The 20,517-nt window shown below is 73.2% G+C and carries 18 protein-coding genes and 1 other RNA gene; 12 read left to right on the forward strand and 7 right to left on the reverse strand.

What is annotated here, in order from left to right; genetic code table 11:
• The first annotated feature begins 197 nt into the window (after positions 1-197).
• The 3 genes from ACLHRZ_RS13860 to ACLHRZ_RS13870 are packed head-to-tail and all read left to right on the forward strand — an operon-like array spanning position 198 to position 3,155.
• On the forward strand, positions 198-1,058 hold the full coding sequence (locus ACLHRZ_RS13860) for a MaoC/PaaZ C-terminal domain-containing protein (protein ID WP_490418690.1): 861 nt from the start codon (positions 198-200) through the stop codon (positions 1,056-1,058).
• A 37-nt stretch (positions 1,059-1,095) separates the two neighbouring features.
• Positions 1,096-2,178, forward strand: coding sequence for a Zn-dependent alcohol dehydrogenase (locus ACLHRZ_RS13865; RefSeq protein ID WP_490418691.1), 1,083 nt, complete (start codon positions 1,096-1,098; stop codon positions 2,176-2,178).
• 11 nt (positions 2,179-2,189) lie between these two features.
• The gene (locus tag ACLHRZ_RS13870) at positions 2,190-3,155 is read left to right on the forward strand and encodes a 3-oxoacyl-ACP reductase (protein WP_490418692.1); all 966 of its coding nucleotides are present in this window, start codon (positions 2,190-2,192) and stop codon (positions 3,153-3,155) included.
• Between the two features lie 37 nt (positions 3,156-3,192).
• Here ACLHRZ_RS13870 and ACLHRZ_RS13875 read toward each other — a convergent pair whose 3' ends face one another.
• Both ACLHRZ_RS13875 and ACLHRZ_RS13880 read right to left on the reverse strand, forming a co-directional pair.
• Positions 3,193-3,363, reverse strand: coding sequence for a hypothetical protein (locus tag ACLHRZ_RS13875; RefSeq protein ID WP_490418693.1), 171 nt, complete (start codon positions 3,361-3,363; stop codon positions 3,193-3,195).
• Positions 3,364-3,591: 228 nt separating this feature from the next.
• Positions 3,592-4,683 (reverse strand): hypothetical protein, encoded by a 1,092-nt coding sequence (locus ACLHRZ_RS13880; protein ID WP_490418694.1) that lies wholly within the window; start codon positions 4,681-4,683, stop codon positions 3,592-3,594.
• Between the two features lie 243 nt (positions 4,684-4,926).
• Between ACLHRZ_RS13880 and ACLHRZ_RS13885 the strand changes: the two genes are divergently transcribed.
• From ACLHRZ_RS13885 to ACLHRZ_RS13895, 3 genes are read left to right on the forward strand one after another with little or no spacing between them, the layout of a single operon-like run.
• Complete coding sequence (locus tag ACLHRZ_RS13885) at positions 4,927-5,772, forward strand: Nif3-like dinuclear metal center hexameric protein (RefSeq protein WP_490418695.1); 846 nt, start codon at positions 4,927-4,929, stop codon at positions 5,770-5,772.
• A 10-nt stretch (positions 5,773-5,782) separates the two neighbouring features.
• Positions 5,783-6,526, forward strand: coding sequence for a zinc ribbon domain-containing protein (locus ACLHRZ_RS13890; RefSeq protein WP_490418912.1), 744 nt, complete (start codon positions 5,783-5,785; stop codon positions 6,524-6,526).
• A 7-nt stretch (positions 6,527-6,533) separates the two neighbouring features.
• Positions 6,534-7,667 carry a bifunctional RNase H/acid phosphatase gene (locus ACLHRZ_RS13895; RefSeq protein WP_490418696.1) on the forward strand — a complete coding sequence of 378 codons (1,134 nt, stop codon included), beginning with the start codon at positions 6,534-6,536 and terminating at the stop codon, positions 7,665-7,667.
• Between the two features lie 93 nt (positions 7,668-7,760).
• Here ACLHRZ_RS13895 and ACLHRZ_RS13900 read toward each other — a convergent pair whose 3' ends face one another.
• Genes ACLHRZ_RS13900 through yaaA form a run of 3 tightly spaced genes read right to left on the reverse strand, consistent with a single transcriptional unit; the run spans position 7,761 to position 9,709 of the window.
• Complete coding sequence (locus ACLHRZ_RS13900; protein ID WP_490418697.1) at positions 7,761-8,204, reverse strand: hypothetical protein; 444 nt, start codon at positions 8,202-8,204, stop codon at positions 7,761-7,763.
• A 5-nt stretch (positions 8,205-8,209) separates the two neighbouring features.
• Positions 8,210-8,851 carry a bifunctional 4-hydroxy-2-oxoglutarate aldolase/2-dehydro-3-deoxy-phosphogluconate aldolase gene (eda, locus tag ACLHRZ_RS13905; protein WP_490418698.1) on the reverse strand — a complete coding sequence of 214 codons (642 nt, stop codon included), beginning with the start codon at positions 8,849-8,851 and terminating at the stop codon, positions 8,210-8,212.
• Positions 8,852-8,908: 57 nt separating this feature from the next.
• A complete protein-coding gene (yaaA, locus tag ACLHRZ_RS13910; RefSeq protein WP_490418699.1) occupies positions 8,909-9,709 on the reverse strand; it encodes a peroxide stress protein YaaA in 801 nt (266 codons plus the stop codon).
• A gap of 99 nt (positions 9,710-9,808) precedes the next feature.
• Here yaaA and rnpB point away from each other — a divergent pair.
• The 3 genes from rnpB (at position 9,809) to ACLHRZ_RS13925 (ending at position 11,492) form a co-directional block, all read left to right on the forward strand.
• Positions 9,809-10,210: RNase P RNA component class A (rnpB, locus tag ACLHRZ_RS13915), an RNA gene on the forward strand.
• Between the two features lie 191 nt (positions 10,211-10,401).
• Positions 10,402-10,944 carry a superoxide dismutase family protein gene (locus ACLHRZ_RS13920; protein WP_490418700.1) on the forward strand — a complete coding sequence of 181 codons (543 nt, stop codon included), beginning with the start codon at positions 10,402-10,404 and terminating at the stop codon, positions 10,942-10,944.
• A gap of 107 nt (positions 10,945-11,051) precedes the next feature.
• On the forward strand, positions 11,052-11,492 hold the full coding sequence (locus ACLHRZ_RS13925) for a YidB family protein (protein WP_490418701.1): 441 nt from the start codon (positions 11,052-11,054) through the stop codon (positions 11,490-11,492).
• A 152-nt stretch (positions 11,493-11,644) separates the two neighbouring features.
• Here ACLHRZ_RS13925 and ACLHRZ_RS13930 read toward each other — a convergent pair whose 3' ends face one another.
• Both ACLHRZ_RS13930 and ACLHRZ_RS13935 read right to left on the reverse strand, forming a co-directional pair.
• Positions 11,645-11,977 (reverse strand): hypothetical protein, encoded by a 333-nt coding sequence (locus ACLHRZ_RS13930; RefSeq protein ID WP_490418702.1) that lies wholly within the window; start codon positions 11,975-11,977, stop codon positions 11,645-11,647.
• Between the two features lie 118 nt (positions 11,978-12,095).
• Positions 12,096-13,952 (reverse strand): stealth family protein, encoded by a 1,857-nt coding sequence (locus ACLHRZ_RS13935; protein ID WP_490418703.1) that lies wholly within the window; start codon positions 13,950-13,952, stop codon positions 12,096-12,098.
• A gap of 406 nt (positions 13,953-14,358) precedes the next feature.
• Between ACLHRZ_RS13935 and ACLHRZ_RS13940 the strand changes: the two genes are divergently transcribed.
• Genes ACLHRZ_RS13940 through ACLHRZ_RS13950 form a run of 3 tightly spaced genes read left to right on the forward strand, consistent with a single transcriptional unit; the run spans position 14,359 to position 20,447 of the window.
• The gene (locus tag ACLHRZ_RS13940; protein ID WP_490418704.1) at positions 14,359-15,387 is read left to right on the forward strand and encodes a hypothetical protein; all 1,029 of its coding nucleotides are present in this window, start codon (positions 14,359-14,361) and stop codon (positions 15,385-15,387) included.
• Between the two features lie 43 nt (positions 15,388-15,430).
• Positions 15,431-18,301, forward strand: a complete 2,871-nt coding sequence (locus tag ACLHRZ_RS13945; protein WP_490418705.1) for a stealth conserved region 3 domain-containing protein — start codon at positions 15,431-15,433, stop codon at positions 18,299-18,301.
• A gap of 4 nt (positions 18,302-18,305) precedes the next feature.
• Positions 18,306-20,447 (forward strand): PIG-L family deacetylase, encoded by a 2,142-nt coding sequence (locus ACLHRZ_RS13950; protein ID WP_490418706.1) that lies wholly within the window; start codon positions 18,306-18,308, stop codon positions 20,445-20,447.
• The last annotated feature ends 70 nt before the right edge of the window (positions 20,448-20,517 follow it).

Genomic DNA, 20,517 nt, shown 5'->3' on the forward strand with positions numbered 1-20,517 from the left:
CTGAGCTGGGGAGATGCGAATGTCTGCGGGGTGCCGGTGACATTTGTCCCGAAGGGGGCTTCCTCCCTTGTAGAACGCGTTCTATGCTGCGGGTTCGCTGAGGCTGGTCGCGCCCGCGCGGCGGAGCCGCATATCGACACAGTCCCGCGCCCCTTACGGGGCGCCTCGGTTCGCTGAGATGAAGGGCACCCCTCTCCATGCCCATCGATCCCGTCAAAGCCGTCTCCGCCCCGCCGCGGGCGGTCCCCCTCGCCTGGGACCACAAGGACGTCCAGCTCTACCACCTCGGCATCGGCGCCGGCATCCCCGCCACCGACCCCGGCGAACTCCGCTACACCCTGGAGAGCCGGCTGCACGTCCTGCCCTCGTTCGCCACCGTCGCGGGCGGCGGCATGGCCCTCGCCGGCGGGCTCTCCGCGCCCGGCGTCGACGTCGACCTCGCCGCCGTGCTGCACGGCGGGCAGCACATCACGCTCCACCGCCCCATCCCGGTCCGCGGTACGGACGTCACCCAGACCTCGCGCGTCGTCGCCGTGTACGACAAGGGGAAGGCCGCCGTCATCGTGCTGCGCGCGGACGCCGCCGACGCCGACGGGCCGCTGTGGACCTCCGACGCCTCCATCTTCGTCAAGGGCGAGGGCGGCTTCGGCGGCGAGCGCGGCCCGCAGGCCGAGCGCCGCGAACTGCCGGACAAAGCGCCCGACTTCACCGTGGAACGGGCCATCCGCGAGGACCAGGCCCTGCTCTACCGGCTCTCGGGCGACTGGAACCCGCTGCACGCCGACCCCGGGTTCGCCGGGCTCGCCGGCTTCGAACGCCCCATCCTGCACGGCCTGTGCTCGTACGGCATCGTCCTCAAGGCCGTCGTGGACACCGCGCTCGGCGGCGACGTCACCCGTGTGCGCTCGTACGCCACCCGCTTCGCGGGCGTGGCCTACCCCGGCGAGACGCTGCGGATCCGGATGTGGCGCGACGGCGCCGGTATCCGGGTGGCGGCCGGTGCCGTGGAGCGCGAGGAGGCGCCCGTCCTCACCGACACGTTCGTCGAGCACACCTGAGCCGTACCACCTGCCCGTACGTGAAGGGAGCACCGCCATGCGTGCCGCCGTTCAGCTCGAGACAGGCCGGGACAAGCTCGAAGTCCTCGACGACGTCGAGGCCGTGGGGTTCGGCCCCGGCAAGGTGAGAGTGCGCATCCGGGCCGGCGGGCTGTGCCACTCCGACCTCTCCGCCATGTCCGGCGTCCTGCCGCAGCCCGCCCCCTTCGTCCCCGGGCACGAGGGCGCGGGCGACGTGCTGGAGGCGGGCGAGGGCGTCACCTCCGTCAAGCCCGGTGACCGGGTCCTCGTCTGCTGGCTGCCGCCGTGCGGGGACTGCAGGGCCTGCCGGCGCGGCCAGGGCCACCTCTGCCTCTCCGGCTTCATGAACTCCGCGACCCCCAACTTCCGCCGCGGCCCCGGCCCGAGCGAGGTCTTCGGCTTCGCCGGCACCGGCACCTTCGCCGAGGAGGTCGTCGTCGACGCCGGGTGCGCCGTGCCCGTCCCCGACGACGTGCCCTACGACATCGCCGCCCTGATCGGCTGCGGCGTCACCACCGGACTCGGCGCCGCCCTCAATACCGCGCGGGTGGCAGCCGGTTCGTCGGTCGCCGTGATCGGCTGCGGCGGCGTCGGCATCTCCACGGTGCAGGGCGCGCGCCTCTCGGGCGCCGCGCAGATCGTCGCCGTCGACCCGGTCGTCTCCCGCCGCGAGGCCGCGCTGCGGTTCGGCGCCACGGAGGCCGTCGACCCCGGCGAACTGCCCGCAGCCAAGGCCCGGGTCACCGGCGGCGAGGGCTTCGACTACGTCTTCGAGGTCGTCGGCACCTCCGCCACCGCCCGCACCGCCTACGAGGCCACCCGCCGCGGCGGCACGCTGTGCATCGTCGGGGCGGGCGCGATGGACGACAACCTGCAGATCAACATGTTCGAGCTGTTCTTCGACGAGAAGCGGATCCTGCCCTCGCTGTACGGCGGCGGGGACGTGCTGCGCTCCTACGAACGGGCCATCGCCCTCTGGCGGGCGGGCCGCATCGACCTCGCGGGCCTGATCACCCACCGCGTCCCGCTCGCGGGCATCAACGAGGCCGTCGAGCAGATGCGGACGGGCCAGGCGCTGCGCACCTGTATCGAGTTGTGAAGGGGATCGCGATGAAGCCCGTCAACCCCCTCCCGCTGCAGGGCAGGACCGCGATCGTCACCGGCGCCGGGCGCGGCCTCGGCCGGACCGAGGCCCTGGAACTGGCCCGGCTCGGCGCGGCCGTGGTCGTCAACGACTACGGGCAGGAGAGCCACCACGGTTCCGGCGAGGCGTCCGCCGGGCCCGCCGAGTCCGTCGTCGAGGAGATCCGCGCGGCGGGCGGGCGGGCCGTGGCCCACCTCGGCGACGTGGCCGACTTCGAGCAGGCCCGCGACCTCGTGCAGCTCGCCCTCGACAGCTTCGGCGGCTCGCTCGACATCCTCGTGAACAACGCGGGCATCCTGCGCGACCGGATGGTCTTCTCGATGTCGGAGGAGGAGTGGGACGCGGTCATCCGCGTCCATCTGAAAGGGCACTTCACCACCACACGCTTCGCTGCCGCGCACTGGCGGGAACGGGCCAAGGCCACCGGCCGCCCGGTCTACGGGCGGATCGTCAACACCTCCTCGGAGGCGTTCCTCGCCGGCTCGGCCGGGCAGCCCAACTACGCGGCCGCCAAGGGCGGGATCGTCGGCCTGACGACGTCGACGGCCGAGGCACTGCGCAAGTACGGGGTCACGGCGAACGTCATCTGCCCGCGGGCCCGGACCCGGATGACGGCGGACGTCTTCGCGGCGGCGGAAGAGGGCGGCGCGCTGGATCCGCTGGCTCCGGAATATGTCGCTCCGCTCGTGGCCTACCTCGCCTCGCCGGGTGCGGCGCAGGTGAGCGGGCAGGTCTTCGTCGTGCACGGCGGGATGGTGGCCGTGGTCGAACGGCCTAGGGTGGCCGCCCAGTTCGACGCGGAGGACGGGGCGTTCAGCGCCGCGGAGCTGGAGTCCGTGCTCGGCCCGTACTACGCGGGGCGGCCGCCGCAGGAGACGTTCGCGGCGGTGGAGGTGCTGGGGCTGCGCAAAGGCCGACCGGCCGCCGGATGAGCCCGGCGGCCGGTCGGATGGCAGGAGGCGGTGCTGCTCAGGCCGCCGCCCGCTCCGTGTCGTCGTTGCGGCGGTGCTTGCCGTGGGCGGGGGCGCGGTCGTCGTCCGAGGACGCCTGCGGACCGCGGTGCCTGCCGGTGCCGGCGGCTGCGGCCTGGGCGGACGCCTCGGGGCGCGCCTCGGTCGTGTCGGTACGGACATCGGGCATGTGGGAAGTCACTCCGTCGGATGTGGATGCGGGCTGTGCGCGTGGGGACAGCCTGTTCGCTTTCCGCGTGTGACCATGCGGCGGCGCGGCCCCCGCCCGAGTTTAACGGGGCCTTGATCACCGGAGTCAATCGGGTGCGGGGCGGACGTGGCCGGTCGCGCCCACGCGGCGGAGCCGCTGGGGGTACCCCCAGCGGTAGCCCCGCGCCCCTTCGGGGCGCGTGCCCCGCTACCGCGCCTTCGCCTGCGGCGCCAGCCGCAGCGGGACCGGTCGCAACGGTAACTCCCGCTCCTCCTCGGCGTACGGCACATGCGCCAGCCCGCACGGCACCGCCGCCGTCACGAACGGCAACAGCAGCTCCCCGTCCGCCGTCCACAGCCCCGCACCCGTCAACCAGCCCTCCGGCGCGGCGAATTGCCGCAGCCGTTTGGTGGCGGGCTGCCACACCCCCACCCTGCCGTGGTCGACGGCGAACGCCACCGCACACCCCTCGGGCGACAGTCCCTGCCCGGGCTGCGCCGCGATCGGTTCCGGTGAGATGCCGTCAGGCGCCAGGCACTCGGGGAACCGCATCGGCCGTGCCGAGCCGAGGACGCCCCACCCCAGCCGGTCCGTACCGGGCGCGTCGGACCGTACGACCAGCAGGCCGCTGTCCGGCTCGGCCAGCAGCAGCCGGTCGTTGCTGTGTTCCGTGATCTGCAGCAGCGGGCTCGTCTCGCCGCCGCGCCCCAGGTCGACGACGACGGTCTTGGCCAGCCCCTCCAGCTCCCGGTCCAGCGCCAGCAGCCGGCCCGAGCGGTCGAGCCAGGCGCCGCCCTCGCAGCGGCCGGGCACCGTGGCCAGCAGGTCGGGGCAGGAGGTGCTGCCGTGCACCTGCCACAGCGTGGTCGACTCGGCGCCGTGCACCAGGGCGTAGGCGGACGTGCCGTCCGGAGCGGGCGGCAGCAGCGTCAGCTGCGGGCACTCGATGGCCCCCAGCGGCAGCTCGCCGGTGCCCGGCCCGGCGGGGTAGAGCAGCGAGAGCGCGAACCGCTCGGCGATCCGGCGGCGGATGAGCACGCGGCCGTCGGTGAGCGGCAGGACCTGGCTGTCGGGCTCCTCCGGCTGCTTGCCGGGCAGCGGCACCGCGTACGGCTCGGGGCCGTCGAGCGTCCAGCGCTCCGGAAACCAGCCATCCGTCCCCCGCCCGAGGGTCAGCCACGCCGCGTACGATCCGTCCGCTGTGACCGTGAATGGCGTGTGTCGTCCGTCCGCCCGGGCACCCGGTGGGGTGCCGGCCGGAGCGCTCTGAGGACTGCTCTGTGGGGCACAGACCGTCATGAGAAACGTCACCTCCGGCACAGAACGTAGTTTTCGGCCCGCGAGCCGAACCCTTCGGGCGGGGGTGCTTCACGCGTAAGGGTGGCTCTTGTCCGATTCGCCTGAGGAGCGGGGCGCAGGTGTGCTCCCTCCGCGGCGGTCGGGTGAGGGGAGGCTCGCCTCAATGGCCGGACGAGCCCCCTTGACCCGGTCCCCCGCTCCGGCCCGCGAAGCCCGGGCCGGGGGACAGGTAGCCTTTCCCCCGTGCCCGCACTGTCTGAAGTCATCGCCGCCCTCGACGCTCTCTGGCCCCCGGAGCGGGCCGAGCAGTGGGACGCCGTCGGCACGGTCTGCGGCGACCCCGACGCCCCCGTCGGCCGCGTGCTCTTCGCCGTCGACCCCGTCCAGGAGGTCGTGGACGAGGCGGTGCAGCTCGGCGCCGACCTGCTCGTCACCCACCACCCGCTCTACCTGCGCGGGACGACGACGGTCGCGGCCTCCACCTTCAAGGGCCGCGCCGTGCACACCCTCATCAAGCACGACATCGCCCTGCACGTCGCGCACACCAACGCCGACCGCGCCGACCCCGGCGTCTCCGACGCCCTCGCCGGCGCCCTCGACCTGCGCGTCATCGCCCCCCTCGTGCCCGACCCGACGGACCCCTCGGGCCGCCGCGGCCTCGGCCGCATCTGCGAGCTCGACCCGCCGGTGAGCCTGGCCGACTTCGCCGAGCGCGCCGCCAAGCGGCTGCCCGCCACCGCCCAGGGCATCCGCGTCGCCGGGGACCCCGCGCGCACGATCCGCACGGTCGCCGTCTGCGGCGGCTCCGGCGACTCCCTCTTCGCCGAGGTGCGCGCCGCCGGCGTCGACGCGTACGTCACCGCCGACCTGCGTCACCACCCCGCGTCCGAGGCCCAGCAGCACAGCCCGCTGGCCCTCGTCGACGCCGCGCACTGGGCCACCGAGTGGCCCTGGACGGAGCAGGCCGCCGCCGAGCTCGACGAGATCTCCGACCGCCACGGCTGGGGCCTGCGCACCCACGTCTCGCGGACGGTCACCGACCCCTGGACCGCCCACGCGGCGTCCACCACCGTTTCTCATCACTCCTAGGAGCCCCCAACTGAACGCCGCGCCCGCCGACCAGATCCGCCTCCTCGATCTCCAGGACCTGGACACCCGCCTCAACCAGCTGGCACACAAGCGCAAGAGCCTGCCCGAGCACGCCGAGATCCTGGCGCTCGAGGGCGACCTCACCCAGCACCGCGACCTCCTCGTCGCCGCGCAGACCCAGGAGAGCGACACCGCCCGCGAGCAGGCCAAGGCCGAGCAGGACGTCGACCAGGTCCGCCAGCGCGCCGCCCGCGACCAGCAGCGCCTGGACTCCGGCGCCGGGATGTCCCCCAAGGACCTGGAGAACCTCCAGCACGAGGTGGCCTCCCTCGCCAAGCGCCAGGGCGACCTGGAGGACGTCGTCCTCGAGGTCATGGAGCGCCGCGAGGCCGCCCAGGAGCGGGTCAAGGAGCTGACCGGCCGCGTCGGGTCCGTCCAGGCCAAGGTCAACGACGCCGCCGCGCGCCGCGACACCGCCACCGGGGCCATCGACGCCGAGGTCGCCACCGTGACCAAGGAGCGCGAGCTCGTCGCTGGCACCATCCCCGACGCGCTCCTGAAGCTCTACGACAAGCTCCGCGTCCAGCAGGGCGGCGTCGGTGCGGCCCGCCTGTACCAGCGCCGCTGCGAGGGCTGTCGGCTGGAGCTCAACATCACCGAGGTCAACGAGGTCCGTGCCGCGGCCGCCGACGAGGTCGTGCGGTGCGAGAACTGCCGCCGGATCCTGGTCCGTACGCCCGAGTCCGGCCTGTAGGCCCACGGTGGTCCGGCGCTTCATCGTCGAAGCGGACGGCGGTTCCCGGGGCAACCCGGGCCCCGCCGGCTACGGCGCCGTCGTCCTGGACGCGGCGACGGGTGAGGCCCTCGCGGAGGCCGCCGAGTACATCGGCACGGCGACCAACAACGTCGCCGAGTACCGGGGTCTGATCGCCGGGCTGGAGGCGGCCAGGGCCATCGACCCGGACGCCGGGATCGAGGTCCGGATGGACTCCAAGCTCGTCGTCGAGCAGATGTCCGGCCGCTGGAAGATCAAGCACCCGGACATGCGGCCGCTCGCCGCCCGGGCACAGGCCGTCTTCCCGCCCGGCCGGGTCGCCTACGAGTGGATCCCGCGCGAGCGGAACAAGCACGCGGACCGGCTGGCCAACGAGGCCATGGACGCCGGCAAGCGAGGCGTGCCGTGGGAGCCGGGGGCTGCCGCTCCTGCACCTGCCGCCGCTTCTTCCGAGCCCAAGGCCGCGCCTGTCGGCCGGGCCGCGCCCGCCGACCTCGGGGCGCCGACGACGCTCGTCCTGCTGCGGCACGGGGAGACGGCGCTGACGCCGCAGAAACGGTTCTCGGGGAGCGGCGGCGGCGACCCCGAACTGTCGCCCGCCGGCCGCCGCCAGGCGGACGCGGTGGCCGCAGCGCTCGCGGCCCGGGGCACCGTCCAGGACATCGTCACCTCCCCGCTGCGCCGCTGCCGCGAGACGGCGGCCACGGTGGCGGCCCGGCTCGGCCTGGAGGTCCGGGTCGAAGAGGGCCTGCGCGAAACGGACTTCGGCGCCTGGGAGGGCCTGACCTTCGCCGAGGTGCGCGAGCGGCACCCCGCGGACCTGGACGCCTGGCTCGCCTCCACGAAGGCGGCCCCCACGGGCGGCGGCGAGAGCTTCGCCGCGGTGGCGCGGCGGGTGGCCGCGTCCCGGGACCGGCTGCTGGAGCGGTACGCGGGGCGGACGGTGCTGCTGGTGTCGCATGTGACGCCGGTGAAGACGCTGGTGCGGCTTGCGCTCGGCGCGCCGCCCGAGGCGTTGTTCCGGATGGAGTTGTCGGCGGCGTCGTTGAGTGCGGTGGCGTATTACGCGGACGGCAATGCGTCGCTGCGGTTGCTGAACGACACGGGGCACCTGCGGTAGGTCGTCGGGTGCGGGCCGGTTGTGGCTTGTCGCGCAGTTCCCCGCGCCCCTTGCGGGGCGCGGCCCCCGGCGGCTGACGGGGCGCGGCCCCCGTTACGGGGTGCGTCTCCTCGTTGCAAGCACCTTGTCCAGCAAGGCGATTGCGCGCAATCGTTGCTTCTCCCGTTGTTCGATCTCCCCGGAACTCTCGCCCGTTGCCGCGACCCTGGGGCAGGACGGGCACTGCCAGCGGTCGGGGGCTCCGACCGCCGGCGGGTCCATCGGCACGTCGCACTGCGGACACCGCACGGTGATCCCCTCCACGTGCCCGCACGACGCGCACACCCACACCGGCCCCTCCACGTCCTGCTGCCGCCACGCCGTCCGCCTGCACTGCGGGCAGCCGGTGGTGGCGATCCCGGCCCGGCTCATGACCGGGGGCTCGGGGGTGGAGTCGGCGTACTCGATGATCCGGGCCCGGACGCGGTCGTCCGTCGTGTTGGCCATCCGCAGCAGGTGGGCGACCCGCGAACGCGCTTCGTCGACGAAATCGTTCATGGCGCTCAGCAGGCTACCGCGCCGGGTCTCCGCAACTGTGCTGCTTCCCGGGCGAGTTCCGTGATCCGCCCCCAGTCGCCCGAGCGCACCGCCTCCGGGGGCGCCATCCACGTGCCGCCCACGCAGCCCACGTTGGGCAGGGCCAGGTAGTCGCGGGCGGCGGCGGGCCCGATGCCGCCCGTGGGGCAGAACCGGGCGGTCGGCAGGGGCGCGGCCAGGGACTTCAGATACGGTGCCCCGCCCGCCGCCTCCGCCGGGAAGAACTTCATCTCGCGCACGCCCCGCTCCAGCAGCGCCAGCACCTCCGACGCCGTGGAGACCCCCGGCAGGAACGGCACCCCCGAGGCCCGCATCGCGTCCAGCAGCCGCTCCGTCCACCCGGGGCTGACCAGGAAGCGGGCCCCGGCCTGCACCGCGGCCTCCGCCTGGGCGGGCCGCAGCACGGTCCCCGCGCCGACCACCGCCTCGGGGACCTCCTCCGCGACGGCCCGGATCGCCGCCAGGGCGGCATGCGTGCGCAGCGTCACCTCGATCGCCGGCAGCCCGCCCGCGACCAGGGCCCGGGCCAGCGGCACGGCTCTGGACACGTCGTCGATCACCACGACGGGGAGCACGGGGGCCAGGTCGAGTACGGTCACGGCGGTCATCCTGCCGCCGGGCCCCACCCCTCGCAACGGTCGTTGCACACTGCGCAACGGCAGGTGCTAGAGCTCGGACACCACGACGTCGAGCGCCCAGGGCCTTCCGCCCTTCGCGGGCGGGGTGTCGCCTTCGACCGCGTACCCCAAGTCCCGCAGCGCCACGGCCAGTTCGGCGGGGTCCGAGGGCCGTGCACCGGCCGTCAGCAGGTCCCGCACCAGCCGCCCCTTGGTGGCCTTGTTGAAGTGGCTGACGACCGACCGTTTCTCGACGCCGTTCACGGTCTTCGCGTGCAGCACCCGCACCGTCGCCGTGCGCCCGGCGAGTTCGCCCTTCGGCTTCCAGGCGGCGGCGTAGGCGGCGGAGCGCAGGTCGAGGACGAGCCCGTCGCCCGCCGCCGCGGGCATGACCTGGGCCATCGGCTCGCGCCAGTACGCGCCGAGTGCTCCGAGTCCCGGCAGCTTGACGCCCATCGAGCAGCGGTAGGAGGGGATCGCGTCGGTGATCCGCACCGCGCCCCAGAGTCCGGAGAAGACCAGCAGCGCCTTCTCGGCCGCCCTGCGGGCCGGGCCGTCGAGCGTGGCGAGTCCGAGCGCGTCGTAGAGGACGCCGGTGTAGATCTCCCCGGCGGGCCGGGTGCCGGCCGTGCGCAGCCCGGCGTTCTTGGCGATCTCGCCGCGCAGCCCGGGGCTCAGCCCCAGCACCTCGGCCGCCTTCTCCTCGTCGCCCGAGCACAGCTCGACCAGTTCCGCGAGCACGGCCTCCCGGGCCTCCGCGAGCCCCGGCAGCGACAACGACTCCGTCTTCAGCGCGGCACCGGCGCCTCCGGTGGCCTTCCCCTCGGACGGCGGCAGCAGGACGAGCACGGCGGATCGGTCTCCTTCGGGGGTCGGGGGCGAAGCCCTGCCGAGCCTAGTGTGGTTCGTCCCCGCGCAGGCTGCCGGTAGCATGGTCGTCACGGCGGACGAGCCGGCCGGGCGGCCGCGTGGGATCGTTTTCGGTCCCCCGAGGAACGTCCGGGCTCCATACGGCAGGGTGGTGGGTAACGCCCACCCGGGGTGACCCGCGGGACAGTGCCACAGAAAACAGACCGCCGGAGGCCGCAAGGCGTCCGGTAAGGGTGAAACGGTGGTGTAAGAGACCACCAGCGGCCGGGGTGACCCGGCCGGCTAGGTAAACCCCACCCGGAGCAAGGTCAAGAGGGGACACCCCGGTGTCCCTGCGCGGACGATCGAGGGCTGCCCGCCCGAGTCCGCGGGTAGACCGCACGAGCCTGCCGGCAACGGCAGGCCTAGATGGATGGCCGCCTCCCCGAGGGCCGCGAGGCCCCCGGGAGACAGAACCCGGCGTACAGGCCGACTCGTCCGTCGGTCATCCGAAGCGAACCCCTCTGAGCTGCACATGTGCAGCTCAGAGGGCTTTTCGTCGGCCGACTGGCCGGATACCGTGGAGGCAGGGCCCGGTCCGCGGGGAGTGGTGCGAGGCTGTGCGGCAGCCCTCGCAACCGAGGGGTCGACAGCGGGAACCGCGCTGAAAGGGGCCCAGGATGTCCTTTCTCATGTCAGTGCTTGCCTCTTCCATGGCCGTGGCCTCGTCCATGACCGGTGTGAACTGCGACGGGACGGCCGTGCACGGCCGGTTCGAGTCGGCAGCCGGTGGCGGTACGTACCAGGCGGTGACGTTCGACGCGAAGGCGGTGCCTGCGGGCAGCCGTGTCACCGTGCTGGAGAGCACCCACCGCGACGGCACCGAGATCGAGCTGCGTGTGCACGGTCTCCAGCCGGGCCGTACGTTCGGCGCCCACGTCCATCAGAAGCCGTGCGGCACCAAGCCTGCCGACTCCGGCTCGCACTATCAGGATGTCGTGGATCCGAAGCAGCCCTCGACCGATCCGGAGTACGCCAACCCGGACAACGAGGTGTGGCTGGACTTCACCACCGACGGGCGGGGGAACGGTTCTGCCAGTTCGTCCGTCGACTTCTTCTTCCGCGCGGGAGAGGCCCGTTCGGTGGTCGTCCACGAGCACGCCACCGAGACGGGTCCTGGTCAGGCAGGGATGGCGGGCGCACGGCTGGCCTGCGTCAATGTGCCCTTCGTCTGACGTCCCCGTCACCGCTGCGGTCCGCGAGGGGTGATGCACGCCTGCCCGGGTGAACCTCCCCCGAGCCTCCCGCCCGGCCGCCCCGCAAGGGGTAGGCCTTCCTCCCGGTGTCACCGTGTCCACGAAAGGCAGAGGCAACCGGTATGGCTGGGAACGACTTGGGGAGCCTGCTCGGCGGGCTGATCGGCGAAGGGCAGGGCGGCGGGTCCGGGAGTCTGCTCGCCGCCCTGCTCGGCACGCTCGGGGACAGCGGGCAGGGTGGCGGGAATCCGCTGCAGGGGCTGATGCGGGAGCTCACGGAAGGCGGGCTGGGGGAGCAGGCGCGGTCGTGGGTGGGCACCGGCGCGAACACGGCCGTGAGCGGGCCGGAGGTTGCGCAGGCGCTGCCGTACCAGGCGCTGGAGCACGTGGCGCGGCAGGCGGACTGCTCCCCGGAACAGGCCGCGGACCGGCTGGCGGAAGCCCTGCCGAAGGTGGTCGACCGGCTGACGCCGCAGGGGGAGGTGCCCCAGGGGGCGCTGGAGGATCTGATCAGGCAGCAGCTCTAGCGCTCCGCAGGGGGACAGCGCTTCAACTGCGGGCTCGTCGTGGCTGGTCGCGCAGTTCCCCGCGCCCCTGACGGGCGCGATCATGCAGGCGCCCCGCAGGGGTGCGGGGAACTGCGCGAGCAACCGCAGACGGCCCGCAACTGCAGCACCGCTCAGTCGGCAACCGCATCCTCTTCCGCGAACTCCGGTTCACGGAAGAGCGGACCGAAGGCCGAGGCAGGGCGCACCGGCGCCGGACGCCCCTGCTGCGGGATCCCCTTGGCGACCAGCCCGCGGTGATGCTCCAGCAACCACTCCGGCGGCTGCGCGAGCAGCAGCCGGAACTGCGCGACGGTCAGAGCGCCGGTGATCCGGCCCTCCGTGTCGTGCGACATCTGCAGGGCCTTCTGCACCTGCTTCGGCGTCAGCTGCGTCTCCGGCGCCCGGCCGAGGAAGTCGGCGGCGCGCTTGGAGACCAGGATGTCGGGGTGGGTCTCGGGCGGCATCGGGATCGGGCTCTCCTCGGCGGCGGCGTCCTCCGGTGCCAGCAGGCTGGATCTTCCGGGCCGCCCTCGTACGCCTATTGGCATACGACCACCCGATCGGGTGAGCGTCAGCCCTGCTTCAGCCCTTGCCTCGGCCCTGCTTCTCGAACGGGCTCGGCACCGGGAAGTAGCCCTCCAGGAAGGGGCTGATGAGCGCGTTGGTGCGCTGCAGGTCCTTCTCCGTCGAGACCGTGTCGTTGATGCAGAAGATGTCCAGGTCCCGGTTGGCCAGCAGCCGGTTGAGGCGGCGGGACGTGTTGGGGTGGGCCAGGTCCATGTACATGTAGCGCAGGTCGGACGGTATGGCCCGGCCCTGGTGGTACGCGTAGTAGTGGTGCAGCGAGGAGGCGACGGACAGGTCGTCGGGGCTGCGGAAGCGGGCCGCGGCGGTGGCCGCGTGGGCCTCGGCGTAGCGGTCCTCGATCTCGTCGAGCATGGAGCGCCGCAGCGCGTGCGGGACGTGCCGCATCTTCTGCGTGAGGGTGGTGGCGAAGCGTTCCTCCACCAGGGCCCTGTTGTTCTTGGCGGCCGCCGCGACCGGGGCGTCGGCGGGGCTGCGGTCGCCCAGCGGCACGAGGGCGGGGGAGAGGAAGAACTTCGTCAGGCCGTTGGAGAGGAAGAACGTCTGCGGGGTCAGCGGGTTGCCGAGGAAGACGTCGTCGTTGAAGTAGAGGAAGTGCTCCGACAGACCCTCGATGTGGTGCAACTGGCTTTCGATGGCATGCGAGTTGAAGGTCGGCAGCACCTCGGTGTCGGAGAAGATCTCCTTGTGGCCGACCACGCGGATGCCGGGGTGGGAGGTGTCCAGCCAGGCGGGGGTCTGGTCGTCGGTGACGAGGTAGATGGTGCGCACCCAGGGGGCGTACTGGTGCAGCGAGCGCAGGGAGTACTTGAGCTCGTCGCGGCTGAGGAAGCGGGCGGCGTTCACCGCCTCCTCGTGGTGGGACTCGCTGCCGCCGGCCTCGCGCAGGGCGCGGGAGCGGCGCTCGGCCCAGGCGGGGTCGGCGCCGTCGACCCAGGTGTAGACGACGTCGATGGGGAAGGGGATGTCCTGCGGCAGCCGGATGGTGAACTCGGGGCGGGTGTGCACCGTGCGGTGCGGGGCCACGGCGTTCTCGCCGCCGAGGGCGAGCGGTCCGGTGAAGAGCTCGGCGGGCGCGTCCACGGGGTCGGCGCTCGCGGGGACCTCCGCGGTGACGACGTTGCGGCGCGGGGCGACGAGCCAGGCGCCCTCGGGGCCGTCCTCGGGCTTCCAGTACTCGATGTCGCAGCCGTGCTCCTGGCCGAGCACCAGCTCGCCGTCGGCGAGGGTGCGGTACCAGGTGACGCGGGTCACGGGGGCGGACTGCAGCCGGCGCCAGGTGGTGTGGACGAAGCCGGCGTGCGGGGTGCCGGGGACGCCCTCGCGGTCGACGGGGGCGGCGTAGCCGGGGATGCGGCGGCACAGGCGGGCCAGCTCCTGCTGGACCCGGCCGCGGTCGGCGGCGGAGACGGCGACGGAGGGGGCCTCGCCCGGCTCCGTGCGCACGCAGAAGTGGTCGATCCGGGCGTGCTCGAGGGTGGTGCAGACGAGCGCGAGCGCGTCGGCGCGGGCGGCCTGCGGGGTGGGGGCGGGGTCGACCAGGGCGATACGGGCCTTGCCGTCGACGAGCACCACGCGGGGCAGGGCCTCGTCGAGGTGGGCGGCGTAGCGGCGCCGGAGGACCTTGCCGCGGAGCTTCTGGCCGCGCTGCTGGAGGTCGAGCGAACTGGCCATGTGCTGCATGAGGGCGCCGCGGGTCTCCACGGAGACCCGCTGGGCTATCGCGCGCCGGGTGCTCTCGGGCAGGAGGCGGCGGTACGCCTTGACCAGGCCGGACTTCTCGGGGTTCGCGCGGGCTGCGGGGACGAGAGCTTCACCACGTCCGGGCAGTGACGACTGGGCTTCCGATGTCATGGCCGTTCCAGATCTTCCCGTGGTGAGCCGCGGTCGTGCGCTGTGGGGGCACCCTCTCTTGCTTACCGGCATGCCAAAGCGGTCTATGTCGGCAAACAGATCTCCAAGTAACTATCAGAGATGCTCAACTGGGTGCAATTTCCTTGAGGATCCCCCAGGGGCACACCGCAGTGGCCCCGGAATGACGATCAGCTGTCGCGGCAAGGGCGGATGCGTTGCCGCGGGGTTTCGTGGGCCGCGGCACCCGCCCTGAAAATTTACCTGTCCTTTAATTGTAAACCCGTAACGGATCCCGGTCGCCCGGCCGGAACCGCTCCTCGCCACGTCGGGGGTCCGATTACCCTGTTGGGGTGCACTTCCAGATCATGACTCCCGAGGACCGGCCGAGCGCGCGCGGGGCACGCCCGTGAGCGCCCCCCGCCACGCCCTGCGCGTGATCAAGAAGTCCGCGCGCATCGCCCTGCGCCGCAGCCCCGTCCTGAAGGTCGGCGCCGCCGTGCGCGACGGCGTCCGCTCCGGCGTCGCCACCGGCCGCGACACCCTCGTCGACTCCGTGCTCATGCCCGCGGCCCACGGCTCCGCCGCCCGCGTCCGCTACGCCGCGGTCCTCGACGGTCACACCCTGAACCTGCACGCCGAGCTCCCGGCCGGTGCCCCCGAGGACGCCCCCGCCCGGCTCGTCCTCGTCCAGGGCGCCACGGAGCTGCGCGCCGACGCCCGCGCCCACCGCGACGACGCCGGCCGGCCCTGCGTCAGCGCCACCGTGCTGCTCGGCGACGCCATCGGCGGCCTGCCCCTCGGCACCGGCCGCTGGACCCTCGCCCTGGAGCTGGACGCCGCCGCCCCGGTCCGCCTCCGCCTGCTCGGCGACGGCGCCCCCGGCTTCTCCGGCCCCACCCGCGCCCTCGCCGTCTGCCCGGACACCGGACGGCGCCACCACATGGGCATCGCCGCCTCCGGCCAGCTGCGACTCACCGTCGCCCCCGCCCTCTCCCGGGCCGAGGTGCTGCGCATCGAGCGCTCCTTCACCGGGGCCGGCCTGCTCTTCGCCGTCCACGGCCCGGCCGCCGACGGCACCCGCGGCGCCCGGCCCGTCGTCGAGGTCGTCGAGCAGCAGCGCCGCCGCGTGCTGCGCCGCACCGCCGAGCCCCTGCCCGGCGACGACAGCGCCTGGCGGATCTCCGTCCCCCTCGCCGAGATGACCGGCACCTCCGGCCGCCAGGTCTGGACCTTCCGTCTGCCCGGCCGGAACCGGCGCAGCACGCTGGACCTCGGCCGCCGCGACCACGACCTGCGGACGCCCCGCAAGGTCCTCACACCGGCCGCGTTCACCGTGCGCGCCGCGGACGGCACCTTCGTCCGAGTCAAGCCCCAGTACACCCGCCGCGGCGCGCTCCAGCTCGTCTGTACCCCGCGCACCTCCGTCGCCCCATGACGGCCCCAGCCACCCGGACCGCCGCAGACCACGAAGGCCGCACGTGAAAATCACCTTTCTGCTGACCTACGCCGACCTGATGGGCGGCACCGAACGCGCCACGATGACCCTCGCCGAGCTGCTCGCCAAGCAGCACGACGTGGAGATCCTCAGCATCTTCCGCACCACCGGCGAGACGTTCTTCGGCAGCGGCGCGGTGCCCGTGCGCTACCTCGTGGACAAGAAGGGCGACCAGCAGCGCCCCGTCGAGGCCGACACCGCCGAGGGCATGGCCGCCGCCTACAAGCGCCTGGCCGCCACCCCCAGCGAACTGGTCGACGCCTCCTGGGAGTCGGACTTCAGCCGCCTCACCGACGTGGAGCTCGCCGAGGCCCTGCGCACGATCGACACCGACGTGCTGATCTCCAGCACGCCCGCGCTGATGGCCTACATGGCCCAGCTCGCCCCGCCGCACGTCCTCACCGTCCACTTCGACCACCGCGTCTCCGAACTGCGCGGCCCCTCCGGCGAACCGCTGCGGCTGTACAGCTCCGCCATCGACGCCCTGGTCGCCCTCACCGGCGCCACCCGCGACTGGTTCGCCGAGACCCTCGGCGCCTGCGCCCCCCGCCTCGCCGCCATCGGCAACGCCCTGCCCAGCGGCTACCGCCCCCAGTCCACGCTGCAGACCCGCACCGTGGCGCTCGGCGCGCGCCTGGCCACCGAGAAGCAGATCGAGCACGCGGTGCGCGCCTTCGCCACCGTCGCCCTCGACCGCCCCCGCTGGACCCTGCGCATCCTCGGCGACGGCCCCCGCATGCGGGCGCTCAAGAACCTCACCAACCAGCTCGGCATCGCCGACCAGGTGCAACTCGTCGGCAGCACCCCCAACATGACGGAGGAGTGGGCGAAGGCGTCCATCGCCATGCTCACCTCCCGCGTCGAGGCCTTCGGCCTGGTGCTCGTCGAGGCCCAGGCCGCCGGCGTCCCGGTCGTCGCCTACGACTGCCCCAACGGCCCCGCCGAGATACTCACCGACGGCCACGACGGCCTCCTCGTCCCGCTCGGCGACGAGACGGAACTGGCCGACGCGCTCGCCACGTTGATGGACGACGACGAGCTGCGCAAGCAGATGGGCGCCGCCGCCCTCAAGACCTCCGAGCGGTACACCGACGGCGAGGTCGCCGACGAGTGGAACCGCCTGCTCGACGAGCTCGCCGCCCACCGCGCCGGCGGCACCCGCACCGCCGACAAGGCCCGCCGCCGCACCCTCCAGGCCGCCGCCGACGCCCAGGGCGGCATCACCGGCGCCGCGGTCCCGCAGGGCATCGACCGCCCGCACTCCGACGTGGCCCACAAGGCCCACGAGGTCCGCATCGAGGCGGCCCGCCCCGACGTCAAGCGGGCCGGCGGCCAGATCTCCCTGATCCGGGAGAACACCACGCCGTTCGAGGTCATGCAGGACAACCTCGATCTGACGGTGGCGGTGCTGGACGGGCTGGGGATTCCGTACGTCCTCGTCCCCACTCCGCAGTTGCGGCACTCCGTTCTGGTGGACGGTGCGCATCGCAACGCATTCCTGACGGCTTTCGCCGAGCGCTACCGCGACGAACCGGTCTACGCCGGATTCCTGAACGACCGCGGCGCAGTGCTGCGTACGCTGCTCGCCTCGTTCTCGGGCCCGTCGGCGGTTCCGCAGGGGAGCAACATCGTCCGCATCTTCCGCCCCGTGCTCACCGGCCACGGTCAGCTGCGCATCAGTGGTGTCTACGGCTGCAACATCGTGTTCTGGCAGGACACCGAGGACGACGAGACGACCGTCACGGTCCCCGCCGGCACCCGCTACGGCGCCACGTTCCCGCGCACGGAGCTGGAGCGCGTGGCGAGCACCACGATCGGTGAGCGCGAGTACCGCACCGTCGAGGCATTCGCCAAGACCTTCGTCGACGACATCGACTTCCCCGTCGACGTCGTCTACACCTGGGTCGACGGCACGGACGAGGCCTGGCTGGAGCGCAAGGCGCGTACGCAGGCCGAGCACGGCATCCCCGTCGCCGAGTCCGCGAGCAGCTCGGCACGCTTCCGCAGCCGTGACGAACTGCGCTACTCCCTGCGCTCGTTGGACCTGCACGCCCCGTGGGTGCGCAACATCTACCTGCTCACCGACGACCAGACCCCCGACTGGCTCGACACCGACCACCCCCGGGTGCACGTCGTCAGCCACCGGGAGGTCTTCGGCGACACCGGGCGCCTGCCCTCCTTCAACTCGCACGCCATCGAGAGCCGCATCCACCGCATCGACGGCATCGCCGAGCACATCCTCTACTTCAACGACGACGTCTTCCTCGGCCGCCCGATGAAGCCCGAGTCCTTCTTCCACGGCTCCGGCAAGGCCAAGTGCTTCATCTCGCCCACCGCCATCCCGGCCGGCGACCCGTCGCTCGACAGCGACCTCGTCTTCGCGGCCGCGAAGAACAACAGGGCCCTGATGGAGCGGGAGTTCGGCAGGACCGTCACCAACACCTTCCTGCACGCCCCGCACCCGCTGCGCCGCAGCGTCCTGGCGGAGCTGGAGGAACGCTTCCCCGAAGAGGTGGGACGCACCGCCGAGGCGCAGTTCCGCAGCCGCACCGACCTGGCGATCCCCTCGTCCCTGCACCACTGGTACGGGCTCTTCACCGGCACCAGCATGCCGGGCTCGATCGGCTCCGCCTTCGTCAACGTCGGCCTGCGCGAGCACCACGTGCGCCTGCACCGCCTGCTGGCACTGCGCTCCCACGACGTGTTCTGCATCAACGACTACCACGACGGTGACGTCCCGGAGGACGAGCAGGCCGACGCGCTCGCGGTCTTCCTCGACGGCTACTTCCCCGTCGCCTCCCAGTACGAGAAGGGCTCGATGCGCAACCGGCGCTTCGCCCGAGAGGACGGATGATCGAGTGACGGGACGTCAAGGTTCCGGCCCCAGCAGAAGGTTGGTGCTGTCCGCGATGGCCGCACTGGCCGCAGCAGGTTGCACGTCCGGCCACGGGAAGAAGCCCGAGGCCGCGAAGACCGAACCGGCCGTGCGCGCCAAGGTGACGGCCGGCAACGACGGCACCGGCGGTGCCGTCACGATGCAGATCATCGCCCACCCGGACGACGACCTGTACTTCATGAACCCCGACGTCCGCCACTCCATCGACGCCAACCACCGCGTGGTGAGCGTCTACGTGACCAGCGGCGAGGCCGACGGCCTCAACAAGGTGCCCGGCAAGAAGGAGAAGCCGAAGCCGGACTACGCGGGTTACGCGGGCTCCCGCCAGCAGGGCCTGCGCCAGGCCTACGCGCTGATGGCGGCCGGCAAGCCGCTCGCCGAGTGGAAGCGCACCGTCCTGGACCTGCCCGGCGGCATCCAGTGCGAGATGGACAGCCTGGCCGACCACCCCGGCGTCACCCTGGTCTTCCTCGGCGTCTGCCAGCACACGGCGGACCAGCCCGACACCGGGGAGGGACCGGCCGGCAAGAACCGGGCCGTCCCGCAGGACGACCCGCCCGGCCGGAAGGACACCAGCCTGTCGGACCTGTGGTCCGACCCGAAGGCCGCCACCCGCACCCGCGTGTCCGCCGGCTCCACCGTGCGCGACGCCCGTCCCGTCACCCGCGCCGGGCTGATCGACGCGCTGGCGGGCGTGCTGGACCGGTTCAAGCCCACCCTGGTGCGCACCATGGACCCGGACCCGGACATGCAGGTCCACGACCGCAAGCACCGCCAGCACCACGACCAGACCGGCTACTCCGACCACCCGGACCACACGGCGGTCGCCCTCTTCACCTACGCGGCCCTGGAGCGCTACCGCGGCCCCGGCGACGGCAAGCACTTCACGGTCACCGCCCACCGCGGCTACTACAACGAGCGCTGGCCGTTCAACCTGCCGCCGGGCCTCGTGCGCGGCAAGGCGGACGTCCTCAACGCCTACGGCGGCGACCCCGCCCTCGGCTGCGGCTTCGCCGCGGGCTGCGGCGACTACGACGTCGGCCGGGACCGCTCGTACGGCACCGGCTGGCTGCAGAGCACCAACGTCCGCTACCCCGGCACCACCACGTGGCTGCAGCGCGGGCACGACGACCGGCTGACCGCGTTCGGCGTGCTCGACCAGCAGGCCGCGATGTGGACCGAGACCGCCCCCGGCAGCGGCCGCTTCGGCGCGCCCCAGCTGCTCGGCGGCGGCATGCTCGCACCCGCCCTCGCCGTCTCGCAGACCAAGGACGGCCGCTGGCAGCTGTTCGCCGAGCGGTTCGCCGGGCTGGGCGCGGACGCGGCGGGCAACCGCCGCGAGATCGTCGCCCTGGAGCAGGAGAGCCCCGGAGGCCGCTTCGGCTCCTGGGCCTCCCTCGGCAACCCCGAGGAGGACCCGGTCCGCGGCCGCCGCGTGGGCGCGCCCGTGGTCGCCCGCAACGAGGACGGCAGTGCGCAGCTGTTCGTCCGCACCTGGGCCAAGGGCGTGAGCACCAAGCGCCAGGGAGCCGACGGGCGTTGGGACGAGAAGTGGACCGACCTGGGCGGCGCCGAGGTCCAGGAGGGCCTCAGCGCGGTCACGGGCACCGACGGCCGCATCCACGTGGCCGGTTCGGGTCACGACACCGTCCACCACTGGGCGCAGGAACGTCCCGGCGGCGACTTCGCCGTGGCCGGGCAGCACGGCAGGCTGCCGGTGCCGGCCGACCCGCCGACGCTGCTGCCGCAGCCCGGCGGGGGCCTGCTGCTGGCGTTCCGGCAGCCGCACTCGGCCAAGCCGCTGGCCTACCGCCTGGAGGGCAAGGACGGCCAGTGGAAGGAACTCGCCCTCGGCCTCGCGGCCCGCGGCTACGGCGTGATGGCCGCCGCGCCGGACCCGGCGAAGGCCGAACGGGCCCTGCTCGTCAGCCGCAACAACGCCGGAACCCTCAGCGCGAGCGGTTTCGGCCAGGACGCCCGCCCGAAGTGGGCGACCTTCGGCGAACAGGCCGTGGGCGCACCGGCGGTGGCTGCGGACGCGAAGGGGCGGCTGGTGGTGGCCGCACTGACCCCGGAGGGCACGCTGCGGGTGACGCGTCGCTGATGCATTGATACGGCCCCGCGCCCTCTCGGGTGCGGGGCCGTATCAAGAGGGGCGCGCCCGGCCGCAGCGG

Source organism: Streptomyces sp. AM25 (assembly GCF_058146165.1).

Coding starts and splice junctions, on each gene's coding strand:
- ACLHRZ_RS13860 (WP_490418690.1), top strand. CDS start 198: ATGCCCATCGATCCCGTCAAAGCCGTCTCCGCCCCGCCGCGGGCGGTC.
- ACLHRZ_RS13865 (WP_490418691.1), top strand. CDS start 1,096: ATGCGTGCCGCCGTTCAGCTCGAGACAGGCCGGGACAAGCTCGAAGTC.
- ACLHRZ_RS13870 (WP_490418692.1), top strand. CDS start 2,190: ATGAAGCCCGTCAACCCCCTCCCGCTGCAGGGCAGGACCGCGATCGTC.
- ACLHRZ_RS13875 (WP_490418693.1), bottom strand. CDS start 3,363: ATGCCCGATGTCCGTACCGACACGACCGAGGCGCGCCCCGAGGCGTCC.
- ACLHRZ_RS13880 (WP_490418694.1), bottom strand. CDS start 4,683: ATGACGGTCTGTGCCCCACAGAGCAGTCCTCAGAGCGCTCCGGCCGGC.
- ACLHRZ_RS13900 (WP_490418697.1), bottom strand. CDS start 8,204: ATGAACGATTTCGTCGACGAAGCGCGTTCGCGGGTCGCCCACCTGCTG.
- eda (WP_490418698.1), bottom strand. CDS start 8,851: ATGACCGCCGTGACCGTACTCGACCTGGCCCCCGTGCTCCCCGTCGTG.
- ACLHRZ_RS13920 (WP_490418700.1), top strand. CDS start 10,402: ATGTCAGTGCTTGCCTCTTCCATGGCCGTGGCCTCGTCCATGACCGGT.
- ACLHRZ_RS13930 (WP_490418702.1), bottom strand. CDS start 11,977: ATGCCGCCCGAGACCCACCCCGACATCCTGGTCTCCAAGCGCGCCGCC.
- ACLHRZ_RS13935 (WP_490418703.1), bottom strand. CDS start 13,952: ATGACATCGGAAGCCCAGTCGTCACTGCCCGGACGTGGTGAAGCTCTC.